The sequence below is a fragment of the Spirosoma endophyticum genome (assembly GCF_900112365.1).
Taxonomy (GTDB): Bacteria; Bacteroidota; Bacteroidia; order Cytophagales; family Spirosomataceae; genus Spirosoma; species Spirosoma endophyticum.
This window is the reverse complement of sequence record NZ_FOLQ01000027.1, coordinates 15,935-35,698: the sequence shown is the minus strand read 5'-3', so window position 1 is coordinate 35,698 and position 19,764 is coordinate 15,935. Positions and strand designations below refer to the sequence as shown.

Here is a 19,764-nt window from a genome sequence, read left to right as displayed (position 1 = left end):
TACTTACTTAAATTTTTTTTAACAAATATTAACATTTTTATGAAAAATAAATCTTCGGGAACTATATTTTTGTTTATATTAATAATATGTTCTATCAATTTTTTTGAATTTCAAGCTATTAGAGGAAGTATAGTGAAATATTTCCAGTTCGGATACTTATTCTTAGGCGTTCTAATTTCTTTACCTCATATGTTCCCTAAAAAAAATGATGGTTTCATTTTACCTGTTCAATTAATATCATTTTCTATAATTTTGTCAATATTTATTTCAATGGTCACTTGGGGGCAAAGCTTCGGTGACAGTCTAGCAGGCTCTATATTAGTTTTAGTTTGGGTAATTTTTTTTTACTTAAAACATGTTAACTTTTCAATAAGAAAAATTGAAAAAATTATTATTATTTATGGAATCATATACTTATTCTTGTATTTTTTCCAATTTTTGCATTCTGACAAAAACTATTTTATAGATTTAGAATCTGTTGACCAATCACGTGGAATAACAAGAATTGTTTTTCCGGGGCAAGGAGTATTTTATGTAACTGTTTATATGGCTATTAATAAATTAACTACTCAAAAAAGAAACAAATGGTTTTGGGCTACTCTATCAATTATGGGCATTGTGGTCACAGTTATGCAAGTTACAAGACAATATATATTTGCAGTAGTAATCATTTACTTATATCATTTCGTCAAAGATCAAAATTTATTTAAAAAAATTGGTTTTGTGAGTTGCGTTTTAGGTTTAGTATTTTACATAATTCAGTCTGATAATCCAATTGTTGAAGGGCTCCGAGATACTCAACAGCAAACCGCCGAAGATGGAGCTGATTACATAAGAGTTCGTGCAGCAACATTCTTTTTAACTGATTTCTCTCATTCTCCCATAAATCGAATATTGGGTAATGGCGAGCCTTATGGAGAGTCTTCTCCTTACTATAAATACACTACATATTACATAACAAACTATGGGTATTGGTTAGCAGACGTTGGGCTAGTGGCAGTATATGCTATGTTCGGTGTATTTGCTGTTTTGGGATATATCTTAATCTGGGTAAAAAGTTATGTTATAAAACTCCCTAAAAATTTTTTATATCTAAGATATTATTTGTGGTATTTACTACTAACAAGTCTTACATCAGCTACCAGTTATCTTTCGTCCAATCTTATTGCTACAGTTTTAGTTGTATACATATACCAGCATATATACGAAAAAGAAAAAATAAACTCATTGATACACACTAAATACAAACTGAATTTGTAACTTTAATTTATTGGGCAGCAAATAATTATGAAAACTCATCAATTAGCAATTGTAATACCAGCATATAAAATTACTTTTTTTAGGCAGTCAATCGAATCAATCGTTAATCAAACATGTAAAAATTTTACATTATACATTGGAGATGACGCAAGTCCTGATGACTTTAGTGAAATAATAAATTATTGTAAAAATGAGATAAATACAGTTTATAAAAGATTTGAGGAAAATTTAGGGAGAAGAAATTTGGTATCACATTGGAATAGATGTATCAATATGGTACAAGACGAACAATGGATATGGCTTTTTTCAGATGATGATATTATGGAATGCAATTGCGTTGAACTCTTTTATAAACATATCCTCATAAATGTTAACGATGCACTATTACATTTTAATTTAAAAATTATAAATGAAAATAATACAAGAATATTTAAACCTAAAAATTTTAAATCTCACTATTCTACAATAGAATATTTTGAAAATATCATTAAAAGTAGTATATATAGCTGTGCTGTGGAATACATTTTCAAAAAAGAGGTCTTTGTCAAGGTTAGTGGATTTGAGCCTTTTGATTTGGCTTGGACTACGGACAATGCTACATGGATGAAGTTATCACTTTATGGCGGAATTACTACAATTGAGGGTGCTTCAGTAAAATGGAGATTAAGTACATTAAATATTTCATCTATCTCTAATGATAAAAATATCGTACTACGTAAAATTAATGCAAGTGTAAATTACCTACAATGGGCAAAACAATTTTTTGTAAGTAATAATTTAACGGACGTTACTTCTGAATTTGATAAGATACATTGGTTATTAACAACTGTAGTATACACATCTTCATTAAGCTATTCAGAAAAATATTGGATAATAATAAATGACCTGAAAAAATTAAATTTAGCAAGTTTAAAATTAAAAACTATGATTATTTGGTTATTAGAGGAATTTAAACGAAATATCAAATTAATAACATATTACAAAGGTTACTGAATATTGTACTTACCGTATTTTGGACCACTTATTAAATGTAAACGTAAGTGTATAAAATAGTTCAAATTTTAAATAATCCTTGAAACTTAAAGAGAAGATTACCTTGAAGGTGATTAGTAATCGATACGATTTCCATCCTGACCAAATCAGCAAATGAAAAAAGCCGTTAATGGACTCACCTTCCTATATATTTCAGACTGCTGGTAAGCCGACTCCAGCTTAAATTGAACTGAAAGTAGCACTGTTTTATGAACAGACTGGCAGAAATAAAATTGATTTGAACTCCTTTATTAAAAGTTGCCCCAATGAATTTAATCTAACGTCATGCGCTGCTTAATCCAACTTTCAGAGGGCGCCTTCGGCAACAGTGCTAATGGTTAGATTTGTAACAATCAGGTTATAACTACCAACTCACTTGTGCTGGATTTAAAAATTTCTCTTAATGCGTTTATTAAAACGAACATTAGTTGCTCACCACGAAATATAGCAACCGAAACATGCAGTTAGATCTGATTTAGGCAGGTTACAAGGTGAACAATAAGCGGGCATATCAATAAATGTAACCAATGTGCATATAGCAATTTATGCTTAAGCTAATACCTAGTGTCTAGTATAGGTTACTACTTCTATATTTATTAATTATGATTGTTACTAATTAATTGGGTATGTCGTGTTTGGAACAATGATAGTACTTAATATCTATTCAAACTGGATATATGTACCGATAATCATTATGGATATATACTGCCTTACATCCTAAAATAGTCAGTTTATAATATGGTGGATGCTATTGGTACTAATAGGCCTTAGTTGAAACATCGGTAATTATCTAACATACGAGATACTCACTACTGATCAAGGCACCCAGGTTTTGCATTAGATACCTTCACCGCTCTATTACTTATAGCCGATACGGAGATCTCATTAGATGGCATGAAACGAACGTTTAACCACAATTTTAATCGAACGACTTTAATGCACAGTCAAATATGATAAAATCTACCGAAAAGCCTAACAGGAGAGAAATAGTTACAAGTCAGTTGATAAGCCTACTTCGAGTTTACAACTATTGCCTGTTTCATTAAAGATTGATTTGTTGAACGCCATAATATATAATAAAAAGCGTAAAAGGTGTTAAAACCAATTTGGAAAAGAACCTGCTAACTATTTCGGTATTCAACAAAATAACCCAATTTATGAAGCGAATTGTAAAACATTTTTTAGGTTTTAATTAGCTTGTTTTATTAATTTTGTGAAATGAAAAAAACTTAATCACAATACAATCTTTCAAAAATTAATTTACTAAAAAGTAATTTAATTTTGACATATTTGTATACTAAATAATAATTTAGTTACATGTGTTTTAACTGATCATTCCAATTCCGTTAATGAGGATCATTCCTAACAATTGTAACTGTTAGATTTACAACTATAATACTCATGACAATGAGCGTTTTGATTTCTGTTATAACTGCCGTTTTTAATGACGAAAAATTTATTAAAAAGTCTGTAGAAAGTATATTATCTCAAACTTTTGGAAATTTTGAATACATTATTGTTGATGATGGCTCAACTGATAATACTTTAAATATTCTTAAAGAGATTGCAAAAAAAGATATAAGATTAATAGTTTTAACTCAAAATAATTTAGGCGCTGCAGTAGCAAGAAACACAGCCATAAATGTAGCTAGTGGATTATATATAGCTATACAAGATTCTGATGACATATCTTTACCGAATAGGTTGGAAAAGCAGCTATATCAACTTTTGAATTCTGATCAAAAGTTGATATCATGCACAGGTTATCACGTTATAAATGAAAATGACGAAGTAATTACAACAAATAATAAATTATATGAAAACATTAATAAGAATATTTTAAAAGGTAGTACTCCCGCGTTACACCCAACTATGATGATACCTAAAGATTTAATAAATCAAATAGGAGGTTACAATATTTTTTACAATAAAACTGAGGATTATGATTTAATATTAAGATTGATTGAAAATAATGCACGTTTAGAAAAAATAAATATACCACTTTACAGTTACAGAATTCGTGAAAACTCTGAAAGTACTTTAAACAATGGAGCTTATCTGAAAAGAGTATTTGAAAATCACTTAAATAGAATTAATAATAGGCCAGAAAATTTTTCGAAGGTAGTTAATGATCAAATGATTGATAAAAATTATATCCTTAAACGAAATATTCGGGAAATATTCTACTCTGAAAATTATATTGTTTTTCAAAAATTGTATTATAAAAACTATTTTAAATTACCATTTAATTATTTTTTCTTTTTTGTTTTTTCATTCTTACCAAAACAATTGAAAATGTCAATTAAAAAGATCTTTAGTTAATCAATGTTAAAATATTTTTTAATTATTATTTTAATTCTAAGATTGCGATAAAATTTCATGAAAATTCTTTGGGTGAATCCATCATTTTTAGATTACAGAATACCAGTTTACAAAAAAATATTCGAATTAAATAATAAGAATTTTTTTTTGATATACTCTAAAAATAGAGTACCTCAAAGAGTTATTTCCAAAATTGAAAGTGCAATTGGAGATCATGCTATAGGGTTATCTGATGAGTTAGTTTTGAATTTTAAAAGTAAAAGTGATTTTGCAAATACTGAATTTAAAATCCCCTACCAACCTGGTTTGTACAATGCAATTTTGAAAGTAGATGCTGATATTATTATTGGTGAAGGCTTTTTTCAGTGGACTCCAATGGCAATATTAATAGCAAAATTAAAGAAAAGGAAGTTATTAATTGCTTACGAGCGAACTGCTCACACTGAACGCAATTGCCCAAAATGGAGAGCATTATATAGAAAATTTATATCTAAATTTGTTGACGGTTATTCAATAAATGGGTCTCTCACTAAAGATTATCTAATTCAATTAGGTGTGAAAGCAGATCAATTGTTCGTTGGTGGTATGTCTGCTGATAGCGAAAATTTAGTAGCAAGTTTCAATTCTGTTTCTTTAAATGAAATTCAAGCACTTAAGTCAAAGTTGTTACTTCGAAATGGCTTAACTTTTTTATACATTGGACAAATTAATGAACGTAAAGGAGTAATCCCTTTGTTAGAAGCATGGAAATCTCACAACAAATTATATCCTAATGATAATCTAATTTTAATTGGTACTGGACCATTATATGACAAGTGTAAAGAGGATTTTTCACACATTGATTCAATTTATTTAATTGGCAGTATAGATTATGATCTTATACACCATTATTATGCTATCGCTAATGTATTTATTATCCCTACTCTTGAAGACAATTGGAGTTTAGTAGTGCCTGAAGCTATGTCTTGTGGTTTGCCTATTGCTTGTTCCATATATAATGGTTGTTATCCAGAATTAGTGCAAGAAGGCTTAAATGGTAAGCTATTTGATCCTCTCAAAGAAACATCTGTTATTGATGCATTAGCTTATTTTCACAACAAAGATTTAGAGCAAATGGGAAAAGAATCTAAAAATATAGAAAAAAAATACAATGCTAGTTCTGTAGCATTAAATATTTATAATATGTGCAATGAAATAATTTAACATATAATTTTTTGATTGAAGTATTGATTTTTTCAGAAATAAACTTTATGAATGACTCACCTAAAATATTATTTTTACTTCATTTACCCCCACCAGTTCATGGATCATCCTTAGTTGGCTTAACTATAAAAAACAGCATAGCTATTAATAAAAGCTTTAAGTGCTTTTACATAAATTTGTTAGCTTCAAAGCAGGTCGCTGAAACGGGTAAGATTAATCTAAGGAAAATTTTAGGTTACCTTAACACTTTTTCACAATTACTTATTTTTCTTTTAAAAGAACGTCCGATATACTGTTATTTAGCTCTTACTACTACAGGTGTTGCGTTTTATAAAGATTTGATTCTAGTTGCTCTTTTGAAGTTTTTTCGCGTAAAATTAGTATATCATTTACATAATAAAGGAATAAATATTCAAAAACACAAATTTGTTAATCGAATTTGCTATCAGTATATTTTTAAGAATGCAGTTGTTATTATATTGTCAAAATATCTTTATTTTGACATTCAAGGGCTTGTTCCCATTAGAGAAACATATATTTGTCATAATGGGGTAGAGGACGAAAATAGAGATTTTAATTTAGAAAATTCAAAAAAAGACATTGATTTAAACGTTAAAATACTTTTTCTATCAAATTTGATTGAGTCTAAAGGAGTTTTGATATTATTAAAGGCATTAGTTTTATTGAAAAGAAAAAATATTCCTTTTTTATGTAGTTTTGTTGGTGGTGAGGCTGATATTTCACTAGCTAAATTCTATCTTTGGATTGAAGAACTTGGATTGGGTAAATATGTAATATTTGAGGGAAAAAAATACGGAGAAGAAAAAAAACAAGCTTTTATTAAAGCCGATATTTTTGCTCTTCCTACATATTACCATAACGAATGTTTTCCATTAGTTCTTCTTGAAGCAATGAGTTACTCATTACCAATCGTTTCTACTTATGAAGGTGGTATCCAGGATATTGTAGAAGATGGAGTTACTGGATTTTTGGTGAGACAGAATCACGTTGAATTATTAGCTGAAAAGTTAGAAATTTTGATTACTGATTCTTCCTTGCGTCAACGGATGGGTATAGAAAGCCGAAATAAATTTGAGACAAATTTTACATTAAAGAAATTTGAGAATAGATTTATTAATATTCTCCAAAGTATTGTAACAAGAAATTAAAGAACAATGCTGGAACTAATTAACTGGTAGTGGCTTAACTGTGTTGAATCGGGTATATTTGTGAATGGTACTAGAAGCAGTCTCCTGTAAGCATTGTGGGCAAACCAAACAAGTCAAACCGCACCGGCGGACCGGCTATGGCACAACTCCTGCAGGCGTCTAGTACTACCGATGCTTTGACTTCGTCAGAGCCTTTGTTCAAACCTATACCCACAAGGCCCGTGACCCATTGGTCAAAGAACAAATTACTCAAATGGTCCTCAACGGAGCAGGCATACGTGATACCGCCCGTATCTTAGGTGTTAATCGCAACACCGTCAGCGCTCAGTTTAATAAAAACTGGGCCGCCCGTGCGGTAGTGAAGTCATTCCTGTTAACATTTAAACGTAGATAGAAGCTTGAAAATGAGCCTAAAAGTCGGCGAGATGTGGTCCTACGTGGGTAAGAGAAAACAACCTCGTTAACTATGACGGTCGGCCGCTGCCGTGGGTGGAGGATGCCGTGACAGGCTAGGTTATTGCCTTTGTTTTTGGCCCGGTCCGCTGGTGCCGCCGTACAAACCTAACATTCCGCCACTTGCTGAATCTGTTAGAGAAGGCCAAAATTGAGTTAATCAGATGGATGACTGACTCTTGGTGCGGGGCGGCCCGTGCCGGCCTATTTTGATTGCTTAGATCAACGCATACGCTTAATTGTAAAAAATCTTTACAAGGTCTTGAACGTAAGCATTTAACCCTTCGAACGCGCTTAAAACGATTAACTCGCCGAACCATTTGCTTTTCAAACCAGACCGCTGGAGCGGTCAGTGGCAGTTCATGATACAACAATCCGTCTGTTTATCAAGCAATTTTTCTTTGCCGATCATCGCAATTAAGCCACTACCAAATAACGAGTGAAATCGTACTAATTATTATGCCTATGTTCATTGCCCGCTTCTTACTTTATAAGTTTTACTTAATTAATTTTAACTGCTTTTATGGAAAAATCAAATTTCGTATTCCATGCTGACTCTACTGAGATAGTTTCGTTTTTCCGAGATAATTCTAATTACATAATTGAACATGATAGTGAAATTGAACAAAACGAAAAATTTTGTGCCATCTATTTTAGTAGTAATGGACTTTATGATCCTAATACGGCAGATGCATTTAACTATCAGGTTGTTAGAACAAATAAGTATGAATGGTACCGAACTAGGGTAGAAAAAGCAACGAAACACATTTTTCTTAGAGATATAAAGAAGCAATTCTATTTAAATGGAATTAATGAGCAATTGAATTCTGTTGAAAAGCTATTTTATTTCCTTCAAATTGAGACTAAAGGTTATAAAGTTATTGCTATTGGGAGCTCTTCTGGCGGATATGCAGCAGTTTTATTCGGGTCTAAGTTGAATGCTGAAATAATTTACACTTTTAATGGTCAATTTTCTCTATTCAAGTATTTAGATAGATCAAGTGAATTAGATGATCCTATTTTATTTAGAGAGAGAAATAATCCTTTAATTAATAGATTTTTTTCAATTAACTCATACATTGTTAATCCAAAGGCTGTTTTTTATTTTTATTCATGTTGGAGTAAAATTGATATAGAACAATATACCACTATCAAAGATTTAGGACTACAAGTTATTTTTTTTAAAACTAGCCATCATGGTATTCCTTTTTTGAAATCTACCCTTTCCCATGTAATTAATATGAAACGATGTTATTTAGATACATTAGTTGGCTACTATTATTACCCTTTAATTTTTTCAGTAAAAATTGGTGGCGTTTCTAAAACTTTATTTAGTTTAACTAATCAATTAATTGATAAATATATTTTGAAGCGATTCTTTTAATCATTTATATTGAAGCTGTTCATTTTATTAGATTTGTCGTGACGGGTTGAATTTGTGATGTCAAGCTAACTATTGATGATTTAAAAATTAGAGTTGTTGCAATAGTGATTAATAGCTATTTAGCTAATATAGAAGTTCCAGATTCCGGTATGTCAAGTCCTGAAATAGCTTTACATTAAGCGTATCAGGATAACTCACAAGAATACAAAAAAACATGGACTTCGAATGGGCAGTCGGCATCCTTTCGAGAGAAGATCCGAAAAAGAAAAGCGCCGGATTGTTCACGAAGTTAACCAGGGCATCATCGGTATACGAGCCGCTTGTCGCAAATACGGACTCAACCGAAATACTTTGCGAAGCTGGCTGGTTGTGTTTTCTTTGCCAGTGACGGACTCAGCGGCTACTCCTGAGCCGTCTACTACTATGCCCAACTCTCAAGCCGTCCAAACATTAACCCGGCAAGTAAAAGCCCTAACCAAGGTACTGGCTCAAGCTGAATTGAAGATTAGCAGCTTACAGACGGTGATTGAGGTGGCGGAAGAAGAATATGATGTTCCCAAAAAACTGGACAGCAAGGATAACTTGAACCAATTTACCTTGCACCTACAAAATGTCCAACAATGGCAAACCCTATCCGGCGTCTTCACGATGCTTCTTTCAAGACCAAGGTGGTTTTGGAAGCACTCAAAGGCCACAAAATCTTGGCTCAGTTAAGCCGCGAATTCGGCATTCATGCCCAAATGATCACCGATTGGAAACGGCAAGTAATCGATGGTCTGCCTACTCTGTTCGAGTCAGGGACCAGCAAACCAGCTATCTCATCAGAACAGCGCGAGCAAATCGAAGCCCCGTTGTTCCAGCAAATTGGACAACTGAAGCCGGGCCGATTTCTATGGTTTAAACAAGGGTGGGCGTATAATTTTTGTTATATTTTTCGCCCCGCCTAACGACTGCATAGACTCGATGGATGAGTTTGTTTCGTAATGCGTTGATGACCAACATCTTGTTCTTGCCCTCAGCCACTTTCCGTTGATAGTACTGCTGAAGGTCGCCCTTGACTTGAAGAGCTGACATAGCCGCCAGATGGAGTAAAGTCTTGAGCGATTTTCGCGCCTGATGATTCACGCGGGTTTTCCCGCGAACGCTACTCCCTGAAGAGTGCTCAAAAGGTGCCACTCCTGCATGACAGGCTAGCTTTTTAGGGTCGTCAATGGCTTTAAACTCGTCGCTGGCCAGGATCAGTTCAGTCGCTACGACTTGACCGACACCAGGGACTGAGGTCACCAACTCAAAAAGTGATTTCAGAGTAGGGTCATCTAAGATGAGTTGTTTGATGGCTTTTTCAATTCCTTTCAAATCGCTGACCAGTGCCTTTAGTGAGCTACTGCAATGCTGACTTAATTGAGCGGTCAAGCTTTTGTCGCCAAAGCGTTTCTGTTCGGTCAGGGGCACTTTCAATTGACTGATCATACCTTGCAGCCGTTGCCGTAATCGGGTCAACTCGGCTAATTTTTTCATAACAGGGCGGGGCGGTTGACACAGCCGAAGGCGGTCCCGAAAGCGATACGCATATTCAGCAATCCGTTGAGCATCAACGCTGTCGGATTTGCCTCGCTGTAACCCGCCCGCCTGTTTAATGTGTAGGGAAGCCTCCAGCCAAATCGGAAATTGGGCCTCAAATAGCACCTCCAGGGCATGGGCATTGTAAAGACCTGTATGCTCCATACAAACTACGCAATTTGTGTTCTTAAAGCATGCCAGCGTCTGGAGTTGTTTGATCACCGCTCGGATAGCCACCGATGAATTCTCCGATTGAGTTTGCCAAACCATTCGCTGGTTAGCATAAACGGCCCAATCTAAAGTGATCTTCGAAACATCAATACCAATGTAATAGCGAATTTCCATGTGGGTACTTAATTTAGAGTTTCTAATCAGACGCTTACTTATCACTCGCTACCTTGCTAATGGGTCACAACACCCTAATTTCTATTCGAGGTTAAGTAAGAAAGACCGAGCGGGACCTGAATCGGCCCGCACGGGCGGCCCCGCATAGGACGCAAACCTGGCCGGAGACGCTAGGGAAGCCCGCTCGGTTGTCTGTCAGCAAGCTACCAAATCTTGGTTTATTACCAGCCCTCAAACCTAAAGGCCGGTGCGGTCGAAAACGACTTTCTCAAAAAAAAATTACGCACGAGTTAGCCGGTGACCTGCGTAAGTTAATCCAAGTCGGCCATGCTCAACTGAGTATCAGCCAGCAAGTCACATTGCTGGGCCTATCTCGCTCTAGCTATTATTACCAGCCGGTGGGCGAGTCTGCCGAAAATCTGGTCTTGATGGAACGTATCGATAAACTCTTTACCGCTCGGCCTGAGACGGGTCTAAGACGCATGCATCAGGAGGTCACCAGCGAGGGGAACCCAGTCAATATCAAGCGTGTACACCGACTCATGCGCCTGATGGGACTCGAAGCGGTCTATCAAAAACCTAATCTGTCCAAGCCCGCCGAAGGCCATCAGATTTACCCTTATCTGCTACGGGGAGTTAGCATTGAGGGTCCTGATCATGTTTGGTCTACCGACATCACGTATATCCAGATGGCGCATGGATTTTTGTATTTATGCGTAGTTATCGAACGCTCCGGCGTCCCGGTGGTACACGCGCTTCATTCTAAGCTGGCGTTTATCAAACACGCTGCTGGCTGACTTTTGCATTGATGCCCTATCAGACGCTTTGGGGCAGTGGGGCCAACCACGCATGTTTAATACCGATCAGGGGAGTCAGTTCACCAGTCAGCTGTTTTTAGTACCCCTACAAGAGCGGCAGGTTGCCATCAGTATGGACTCAAAAGGAAGAGCATTGGATAACATCTTTGTGGAACGCTTCTGGCGTACGCTCAAATACAAGCATGTCTATCTGCGGGCTTACTCGGATGGCCTATCTTTGTTAAAGGGCTTGACGGAGTACATTCAGTTCTACAATTACGAGCGCAAGCATCAGTCGTTGGGCTACCAGACTCCGGCTCAGTGGTACGTCGAATCCTGGACTTGCTACATTTGACTGGAGACGGTTTTTAGGCACATTTAGGGGCAAAACCGAAATTACCCATGAAAAAAAGATGTGTATTTGACGAGACATTTAAGAAAATGGCCGTCGAGTTATCCCATGCAAAAGGCTCCGTGCAGGAGGCTGCCCGCGAGCTCGGCATCGACTCTAGTCGAATTACCAAATGGCGGCAGACTCACAAAGGTCTTGGCCAACTCGCCACTACTACCAGCGGGCTGAGTCAGGAGCAGCAACTGATCAGACGACTGCAAAAGGAATTGAAAGACGCTGAGCTTGAACGGGATATCCTAAAAAAGGCGGTCAGCATCTTTTCCAGGGGCGACAGGAAATCTTCCGATTTATAGCGGAACACGCCAGCCAGTTTCCTGTTGAGAAGATGTGTAATGTACTGAAGGTGAGTAGCAGTGGCTACTACTATTGGCGTAAACACCCGATTGGTGTCAGGCAGATGAAACACAATCAGTTACTGACACATGTCCGGCAAATACACACACAAAGTCAGGGCCGGTATGGTAGTCCTCGGATCGCTGACGAGTTGCGGGATCGGGGGGTGAAGACTTCGCGTAACCGGGTGGCTCGGCTCATGCATAGAGAAGCTATTCGCAGTATTATGTACAAGAAGTACCGGGTTCAGACCACCGAATCAGCGCATGATTATCCAGTGGCCAAGAACCTGTTAAACAGAGAGTTCACCGCAGAAAAGCCTGGCCAGAAGTGGGTATCTGACATCACGTACATTCCCACTGATGAAGGCTGGCTATACTTGACCACCGTGCTGGATCTGGCGGACCGAAAAGTGATTGGCTGGGCATTGAGTGATAGTCTCAAAGCGGTTGATACGAGTGTGGCCGCGTGGCGTATGGCCCTCAAAAACAGGGCGATACAAGTACAAATGCTTTTTCATTCGGATCGGGGCGTACAATACGCCTGCACTGAATTCCAGACTCAGTTGAAGGGCCTACCCGTGATGCAAAGTATGACCGGGCTGCCGGAACAGTCGAAAAGGCAACTGTTGGGACAATGCGGTAGCGGAGAGTTTTTTCAAAACGTTTAAAAGTGAATTGGTAAACCATGTTGAATTCAAGACGCGGGCTGAAGCTCGATTGGCCACCTTTGAGTACATTGAGGTCTGGTATAATCGCCGACGGCGACATTCAAGCCTGCATTACCAGACCCCGGCGCAACAAGAGTCCTATTTTTACACCGCTCCAATGGCTGCCTAAAAAAATCTCCAGTGTACTGTTGCAAGTCCAGATATTTATCTGAAGGCCTATCAGAATGGTTGGTAACTGGAGGCAGGCTTGCAAACCTATTTCGAGTTTTATAACTGTCGGCGCTTTCACCAGTCGCTGAATTATCGAACGCCTGAAGAGGTATTAAAGGGAATAAAAAGCGGTCAAAATCAAGTAGAAAATAAAATCAACTAACAACTTCGTTGTTCAGTAAAGTGGTCCAGTTTCAAAGGCGCAGTGTAACCTTTAGGTACTACGCCTTATTCACTACATTTAATAAAGCTCTGGCAGCCCGGTTTGAGATTCAATCACACCCACGTCGAGTGAGGCTTCTCGATTAGATTTCTTGCCTCTTCATTTAACCAGCGCTTTATTGAGATTTTCCTAACTGCCATTATTGTGCCTCTTCCAGAAGTAACAGTAGTATAGCGGCCAAGGGGGTAAATCATTGGACATTTGTCGCCATTGGCAACTTTTTTTGGTGACATACAGCAAGGCGTCAAAAATGCACCGCAGGGAATATGGCTCCGGCGACCCGGTTGCGTTTTCGCTTGTCGGTTAGGATTTGTTCAATAACTTTCCAGACGAAATCACTGGGCCAGCAGAGTGGTCAGGTCGGAAGGGTACAGATTTGGTCCTCTCATCCCCTTAGATAGGATGATTCTTTTTTTGTGAGTCTTTATCGCATTTTCAAACAGGCTCCTAATGAATTTATTATTGCTTTATAAAACGTGCACTTCCTTGGGAAGCTCCATTTTGATACCGAATTAGATAAAAGCCAGGATTAAGAAAGCGAACATCAATTGTTGTAAAAATAGCACCTTCAATAAGATCATGATGCTTTACTTCCCGCCCATCGTCCGAAATAACTTGAATGTATCCGGAATTAAACACAATAGGATGTTGTACTCTGATAGTGCTTTCTGCCGGGTTTGGATAAATACTTAAGTCAAAATCGCCTATAAACTGTAGTTTACCACCAGTATCTATTTGAATAGTTTTAAATGAGATACGCTGGTCTACATTCACAGTAACAGTATGTCCACTATTTATCTTAACATTATCTTTTAAGTCGGGAATATTACTACTAGACCAAATCAATCGATCAGTCCAACTCCCTGAAGTAATAGTTTGAACTGGGTATAAAATAGGCGGTATTTTGATTAGGACCGAGCCGCCATATGCTGAAAGTTTAATACTTGACGTATATATATTATTTGTGACATCTGAATAAGTAGAATTAAGCGATATATCTATAGGGTTAGAAGTGTAGTTATAGTCAAAGCGTAAGTTACTTTCCTGATCCGTAGTAACCAGAGTTTCAGGTGAATTTACGTCTTGCGAATAAACAGATTTCCATGTACCAAGTGAAATTTTTGTGAAACCTTCCCCACCTGGATATTCTCTATTGATTGAAATTGCATTATCACTAATGATAGGATGAGCATAAATATTATTATCAAAAGTTCCATAGTATAATGGGTTGTCTTTAATGTACATTTGTAAATATAAAGTAGACTGTACAGATGTTCGTGCAATAAAAGTATTATTTGTCACCGTTATGTTTCTAATTAAAAGATCTTCAAAGTTATAGATTAGAAGGCTCTTTGAAAAGTCATAAGCGAGGTTATTTCTAAGTTCATTATTATCTCCAACGCCAATTAGCAATATTCCACCCCAAGGTCCGTGAGCTAGAATATTATCATATACTTTGACATTATTGACATTCGCATCCAAATAAATAGCCGCTGCCTGTCCATATTGTTCATAAGGAGGGGCGCCTGCCGCAACGCCAATACCATTGAGGATAATATTGTTTCTAATTATTTTATTTGTATGTTTTACATTCGAGAATTGAAACTCATAAATCCCCCCACAGTCATCTTTAACAAGACCATAAGTATCAATTAAATTTTTTTCGGCAAGAGTATTATTACCATAAAGAACAATTCCATGATATCCAATATTGTTGAGAGTACAATTCTTTACTGTTAAATTATTTCCTTGAATCCAAACTCCTAGTTGCATAGCATCGCCACTTCCTCCTGCACCAGGTATAATACCAATATTATTCATTGTCACCCTATCAACTGTAATTTGATCGCCTGACTGAGGAACGAACAGTCCATTATTGATTATATCTGTCATAGATCCACCTTGAATTACAAGATTAGACATCCCATTGTCTGCGAATACACATCCATAGCTTTTTCTAAAATTACAGTTTGCAAATAAAATATTATTGTTATTATTAATATTAATTATTTCTCGATTTGCCCCTTCAAAATCGATACCCTGGAATGTGATATAATTCTTGTTATCCATTTGAGATAGAACAGCAATAGTACTCACTTTAATAAGATGACTACTGGGAGTATCCGTACCAAAATACATGTATAAACGATTTGATGATTTGTCATAATACCAATCGCCTAAATTTGTTAGTGTATTTATACTGGCTTGTATAAAGTACCCATTACCATCATGTGGCTCATAAGCTGTATTATTTAAGTAAACATTCCCATATGTACCTTCTGACGATAAGCCAATAGTTTTATCTCTATAAGACGTAATTATATGCCTGTCGGTTATTTGTCTAATTTTACGAATAACAACTTCTGCCCCCATCGGATTAAAAGGCAAGGTTGTTGATCCAGTAATTGAACTATTTCCTGAGTGCCTTACATACGATAAATATCCCGTTTTAGGATATCTTCCCATTCCTTGTAATTTGCTATCAAGTGTAACAACGTTTAATTCAGGTACATTAACTGTAGTATAATAAATATTACTACTAAAAAACGTCCATGTACTAATGATTGAAAAGCCTGAGATTATAGGATCTGCTCCACTTCCATATGCACCGTATGTAATAATATTTCCCTCAACTCCAGAGACTGTAAGGAGTTTTCCATAAAAAATATCTCCCCTTTTAAATAACACTATAGAACCTGGATCGAGATTTGTAGAATTTAATTTGGAGTAACTCCAGGCCGTTTCATCACTTAGCCCATTCCCATTTCCTCCTGCTACCTTAACATAATATGTTGCAGCTTTAACTTGCTGTAGGCAGAGTAAAATTAGTATTAATATTAGTTTCATATTCTTTGTGTCCAATGATTCAATTCCACCATTAATATTAAATATTAATTGAATGTTATTATCTGTAGGCAATATAGTAGTACCCATATTAGTTAATTCCTAGCAGAATGGTCTTATATGTACTCGTGACTAAATCGAGCTTTGGCAATATAGTGACAAATGGATATCCAACATTTGGTAAGAGTTGTATCAGGTGTAATATTCTGCAAGATTACCAATGTCATAATATATGAATAGTAGGAATGAAGTTTATGTCAATCCTTAGACCTTTCTGCAAAGTTGAGTAGGTATATTCTGTCTTATTGATCCGTGAATTAGTGTGTAATAAAGTCTACCTCTTTTTTATTGAAGAATGCTTTCACTGATTTTGGATCGTTTTCTAATCGCTTGGTTTGCTCAAGAACGGTTACAGTTTATTCATCCAGACTTGTAAAAACCCTGTTTTTCAAGTTGCCCTTCAACTGACTCAAAACCGGTTCCACTGGGTTAAGTTCTGGGCTGTAAGAGGGCAAGCTTTCCAAATGAACACGATCGGAGCGCTCACCAAGGAATTGCGTAACGGCTTCGCTACGATGAATGGCCGCTCCATACAGACAGGCGGCCCTGCCAGATAATTAGCAGATTCCGCTTTCGATATCGCCCACACAGCTGGCTTAAAAACCAAACTATGTCTTCACCAGTGAAGGCCTGATCTTGACCGGCCACATAGATCAGACCGTTAGGAGCAATAACTGAAATTAGAAGTGGGTTCGTCCAGCTTGCTCAACCAGTACAGGTGTTTGCCCACAAGGTGCCCAAGTATGAGCTACTAGGGGCAATAGTTAACAGACGGTCCGCCGCAGCGGCTGACTCATCCACATATAAAATAACCCACCCTTCATCGTTAGCTTTTTCGCTTCGGCGATCCGATTGAGTTCAGGTAGGCGTTCGGCTCGCCATAGAGCAACTGCCTGCGCATCTTGCTGACGAGCTTTACGTTGCGGCAACCGCCTGTCGCTCCGGCGCCCCAGTCCAACTTACTTTCTTCAAAATACGGCCTACTTGAGAAGGGTCATAACTGACCCTAAAAAACTTCCTGATCACTTCATTGACTCGTCCCCGAGTCCAGAAGGCTCCGCTAAATCCGTGATGTTCTGCCCCTTTGTTAAGCTCAATCACGAGTTGCCCCAGCTGTTCAGCCGATAAACGGGCTGGTGCTCCGGTTCGCCTCCCTTCTTGCAAAGCGGTTAGTCCTTGCTGGTTGTATTTCTTAAGAGTTCGACTAACCCAAGGTTGAGTTAGCTTAAATGCTTGCGCGATAGCTGCTTGTTGCCAACCGGCCTGACAGAGTTCAACACAGAGTCGGCGAAGCACTTCGTAATCTGCTTGTCTCTAGTTTGCCATGGAAAGCAAAAGTCGATCACATAACAGACTTACTCACGGATCAATAATTGGAAAGAAATGTCATAAGACAAAAATATATCTAGGGCAAAGTACATATATTAAATTAAAAACCAAAATATTAATATTATAAATAAATTATTAATAAATATTTAATTTTATAAACTTAATTGTAATGATATATCTGAGCCATCAGATATAAATTAGCCGTCTTGTTCTAGATGTATAGACTCAAGGTGGGCTTGGTTAGATCGCTAGTAAAGATAATCACTTTTGTTTGCCACTGCATACAGACAAATTCGTATGGCGTCAGCCCCGCAAAGCCTTTATTGATGTGTGAGTAAGTCTGCGATGTAAGTTACTTTTTCTATGATGGCAAATTACAAGCAATCCGATTATGAAGCTCCAAGACGACGATGTGTTGACCTTAGCAGGCCGGTTGGCAGCAGTTGTAATAGCTTAGGCCTTTGGTTTAAATTAGCCTTGTGTGAGTCGAACTCTTAAGAAATACCGGCAGCAAGACTCAAAAGCCTTATTGGGAGGTGAACGAACAGGAGCACGAACTCGCTTATCGCTTGAACAACTCAGCCAATTAGTGACCAAACTCCATAAGGGAGTCGAACATCATGGTTTTAGAGGGGCAGCCTAGACTCGCCTGTAGGTCAATTAAATGGTTAAAAGTCTTTTAGCGTTAGTTATGACCCTTCCCAAATAGGTCGTATTCTAAAGAAGGTTGGTTGGAGCCGACAGAAACTATAGCGGTGACCTCCCCCCGGAAAAGCGTTCCAGTATAAAGTAGAGAAAATCGGGCGATTTGGATTAACTTAAATCAAACAAATCGTCATGAAGAAAACGAAGTTCACCGAAGCGCAACCGGGTGGCCGGAGCCATCGTTTTTGCTCTCAAACAATCTGAGACGGGAGTAGCCGTAGCTGAAGTATGCCGCAAAATGGGCATTAGCGAGGCCACCTTTTACAATTGGAACCGCGACGGCGGACCGTAAGAAGTATGGCGGATTGGGTGTTGCCGAACTGCACCGATTACGCCAGTTGGAGGAAGAAAACCGTCAACTGAAACAGCTAGTGGCCAACCTGAGCCTGGACAAACAAATACTTCAGGATGTGCTCAAAAAAAAGCTTTAACGGGGCCGCCCGAGCGGGCCAGTTCAGCGAAGAAAACTGGCCTCAAGTTTATTGGAAAACTATGGCACGGGCCACCCCGCGAGTTTCGGCCCGCCGTGCCTGCTCTGTTATTCAGTTCCGTCGATCCTCCTTGCAGTATAAGTCTCGTCGTCGAGATGACCGCTCCGATTTCTATGGATTAAGCAAGGGCTGGCGCATAATTTTTATCATATTTTTGGCCTCGGCGTACAACGGCACAAACCCGGTGAATCAGCTTGTTGCGGGCGGCATTGATGATAAGCATTTTGGGTTTGCCCTCCTTGAGTTTGCGTTCGTAGTAGTCCTGAAGATCTCCTTTCACTTGAATGGCTGACATGGTGCCCAAGTGGATCAACGCTTTCAGCCGTTTACGAGCCTGGTGGCTGACTTTAGTTTTGCCGCGTATGCTACTGCCCGAACGGTATTCAAAAGGGGCAACCCCGGCGTGGCAGGCTAACTTTTTGGGCTCGTTAATAGACTGCATTTCGTTGGTGGCCAGTAGTAACTCAGTGGCAATCACTGGCCCAACGCCCGGTATGGATACCATCAGATCAAACAACTCTTTCAAGCGAGCATCAGCCTGGATGAGGTTATGAATTTGCATTTCGACGGCTTTCTGTTCCTCTTTGAGAGCCGAAAGAGACTTCTTGACGTTTCCCTTGAGGGTCTTTTGGAGGGCTTTGTTGACGAAGGTTTCCTGCTCGGTCACGGGTACTGCCAGTAAGTTGTATGCCTGATTGAGCCGTTGGCGAGTTGCGCTCAGAAAGGCCAGCTTCTGGATAACCTCCCGGGGAGGTGTCCACAGCCGTATCTGATCGCGGAACCGATAAGCGTATTGGGCGATCCGCTGGGCATCGACTTTGTCAGTCTTGCCCCGTTGCATCCCGCCGGCCTGCTTGATCTGTAAGGATGACTCCAGCCAGATTGACAGTTTCAGTTCATGCAAAAGTTCCAATAGATGGGCATTGTAGATACCCGTGTGTTCTTGACAAAACACGGCCTGA

Annotated in this window: 16 protein-coding genes and 4 pseudogenes; 14 read left to right on the top strand and 6 right to left on the bottom strand. The window is 38.0% G+C overall.

Features of this window, described 5'->3' with window-relative positions:
- The first annotated feature begins 39 nt into the window (after nucleotides 1-39).
- The 9 genes and pseudogenes from BM202_RS31980 (at nucleotide 40) to BM202_RS31940 (ending at nucleotide 9,537) form a co-directional block, all read left to right on the top strand.
- On the top strand, nucleotides 40-1,260 hold the full coding sequence (locus BM202_RS31980) for a hypothetical protein (protein WP_143100820.1): 1,221 nt from the start codon (nucleotides 40-42) through the stop codon (nucleotides 1,258-1,260).
- 27 nt (nucleotides 1,261-1,287) lie between these two features.
- A complete protein-coding gene (locus BM202_RS31975; RefSeq protein WP_093833923.1) occupies nucleotides 1,288-2,253 on the top strand; it encodes a glycosyltransferase in 966 nt (321 codons plus the stop codon).
- Nucleotides 2,254-3,699: 1,446 nt separating this feature from the next.
- Complete coding sequence (locus tag BM202_RS31970; protein ID WP_177236769.1) at nucleotides 3,700-4,614, top strand: glycosyltransferase; 915 nt, start codon at nucleotides 3,700-3,702, stop codon at nucleotides 4,612-4,614.
- Nucleotides 4,615-4,671: 57 nt separating this feature from the next.
- Nucleotides 4,672-5,817, top strand: coding sequence for a glycosyltransferase family 4 protein (locus BM202_RS31965; protein WP_093833919.1), 1,146 nt, complete (start codon nucleotides 4,672-4,674; stop codon nucleotides 5,815-5,817).
- Nucleotides 5,818-5,864: 47 nt separating this feature from the next.
- Nucleotides 5,865-6,986, top strand: a complete 1,122-nt coding sequence (locus tag BM202_RS31960) for a glycosyltransferase family 4 protein (protein ID WP_093833917.1) — start codon at nucleotides 5,865-5,867, stop codon at nucleotides 6,984-6,986.
- A gap of 217 nt (nucleotides 6,987-7,203) precedes the next feature.
- A pseudogene (locus BM202_RS39215) lies at nucleotides 7,204-7,380 on the top strand (IS1-like element transposase); the annotation flags it as partial.
- Nucleotides 7,381-7,652: 272 nt separating this feature from the next.
- The gene (locus BM202_RS39210; protein ID WP_093833913.1) at nucleotides 7,653-7,805 is read left to right on the top strand and encodes an IS1 family transposase; all 153 of its coding nucleotides are present in this window, start codon (nucleotides 7,653-7,655) and stop codon (nucleotides 7,803-7,805) included.
- A gap of 157 nt (nucleotides 7,806-7,962) precedes the next feature.
- The gene (locus BM202_RS31945) at nucleotides 7,963-8,823 is read left to right on the top strand and encodes a hypothetical protein (RefSeq protein ID WP_093833911.1); all 861 of its coding nucleotides are present in this window, start codon (nucleotides 7,963-7,965) and stop codon (nucleotides 8,821-8,823) included.
- A gap of 225 nt (nucleotides 8,824-9,048) precedes the next feature.
- Nucleotides 9,049-9,537: a transposase gene (locus tag BM202_RS31940; RefSeq protein WP_093833909.1), complete on the top strand. Its 489-nt coding sequence runs from the start codon at nucleotides 9,049-9,051 to the stop codon at nucleotides 9,535-9,537.
- Between the two features lie 183 nt (nucleotides 9,538-9,720).
- Here the strand turns inward: BM202_RS31940 and BM202_RS31935 are convergent, their stop codons facing one another.
- Nucleotides 9,721-10,728, bottom strand: coding sequence for an IS110 family RNA-guided transposase (locus tag BM202_RS31935; protein WP_093833907.1), 1,008 nt, complete (start codon nucleotides 10,726-10,728; stop codon nucleotides 9,721-9,723).
- Nucleotides 10,729-10,916: 188 nt separating this feature from the next.
- Between BM202_RS31935 and BM202_RS31930 the strand changes: the two genes are divergently transcribed.
- The 4 genes and pseudogenes from BM202_RS31930 (at nucleotide 10,917) to BM202_RS31915 (ending at nucleotide 13,109) form a co-directional block, all read left to right on the top strand.
- Complete coding sequence (locus BM202_RS31930) at nucleotides 10,917-11,525, top strand: IS3 family transposase (RefSeq protein WP_093833905.1); 609 nt, start codon at nucleotides 10,917-10,919, stop codon at nucleotides 11,523-11,525.
- A complete protein-coding gene (locus BM202_RS31925; protein ID WP_093833903.1) occupies nucleotides 11,488-11,880 on the top strand; it encodes an integrase core domain-containing protein in 393 nt (130 codons plus the stop codon). The genes BM202_RS31930 and BM202_RS31925 overlap by 38 nt, the downstream gene beginning before the upstream one ends.
- A gap of 47 nt (nucleotides 11,881-11,927) precedes the next feature.
- Nucleotides 11,928-12,230, top strand: coding sequence for a transposase (locus BM202_RS31920; protein WP_093833901.1), 303 nt, complete (start codon nucleotides 11,928-11,930; stop codon nucleotides 12,228-12,230).
- A pseudogene (locus tag BM202_RS31915) lies at nucleotides 12,215-13,109 on the top strand (IS3 family transposase). The gene BM202_RS31920 and the pseudogene BM202_RS31915 overlap by 16 nt, the downstream one beginning before the upstream one ends.
- Before the next feature lie 393 nt (nucleotides 13,110-13,502).
- Here the strand turns inward: BM202_RS31915 and BM202_RS39200 are convergent.
- The 4 genes and pseudogenes from BM202_RS39200 to BM202_RS38535 all read right to left on the bottom strand — a co-directional run bounded on the left by BM202_RS39200 (nucleotide 13,503) and on the right by BM202_RS38535 (nucleotide 17,573).
- A complete protein-coding gene (locus BM202_RS39200) occupies nucleotides 13,503-13,613 on the bottom strand; it encodes a hypothetical protein (RefSeq protein ID WP_394333816.1) in 111 nt (36 codons plus the stop codon).
- A 219-nt stretch (nucleotides 13,614-13,832) separates the two neighbouring features.
- The gene (locus BM202_RS31900) at nucleotides 13,833-16,307 is read right to left on the bottom strand and encodes a T9SS type A sorting domain-containing protein (RefSeq protein ID WP_093833893.1); all 2,475 of its coding nucleotides are present in this window, start codon (nucleotides 16,305-16,307) and stop codon (nucleotides 13,833-13,835) included.
- Between the two features lie 326 nt (nucleotides 16,308-16,633).
- Nucleotides 16,634-16,747, bottom strand: a pseudogene (locus BM202_RS39195) (transposase); the annotation flags it as partial.
- Between the two features lie 445 nt (nucleotides 16,748-17,192).
- Nucleotides 17,193-17,573, bottom strand: a complete 381-nt coding sequence (locus tag BM202_RS38535; protein WP_245776881.1) for a helix-turn-helix domain-containing protein — start codon at nucleotides 17,571-17,573, stop codon at nucleotides 17,193-17,195.
- Between the two features lie 870 nt (nucleotides 17,574-18,443).
- Here BM202_RS38535 and BM202_RS31890 point away from each other — a divergent pair.
- Nucleotides 18,444-18,737: pseudogene (locus BM202_RS31890) on the top strand (transposase); the annotation flags it as partial.
- A 183-nt stretch (nucleotides 18,738-18,920) separates the two neighbouring features.
- On the opposite strand, the gene BM202_RS37605 reads toward BM202_RS31890, so the two are convergent.
- On the bottom strand, nucleotides 18,921-19,764 hold an 844-nt coding region (locus BM202_RS37605; protein WP_177236768.1), incomplete at its 5' end, for a transposase.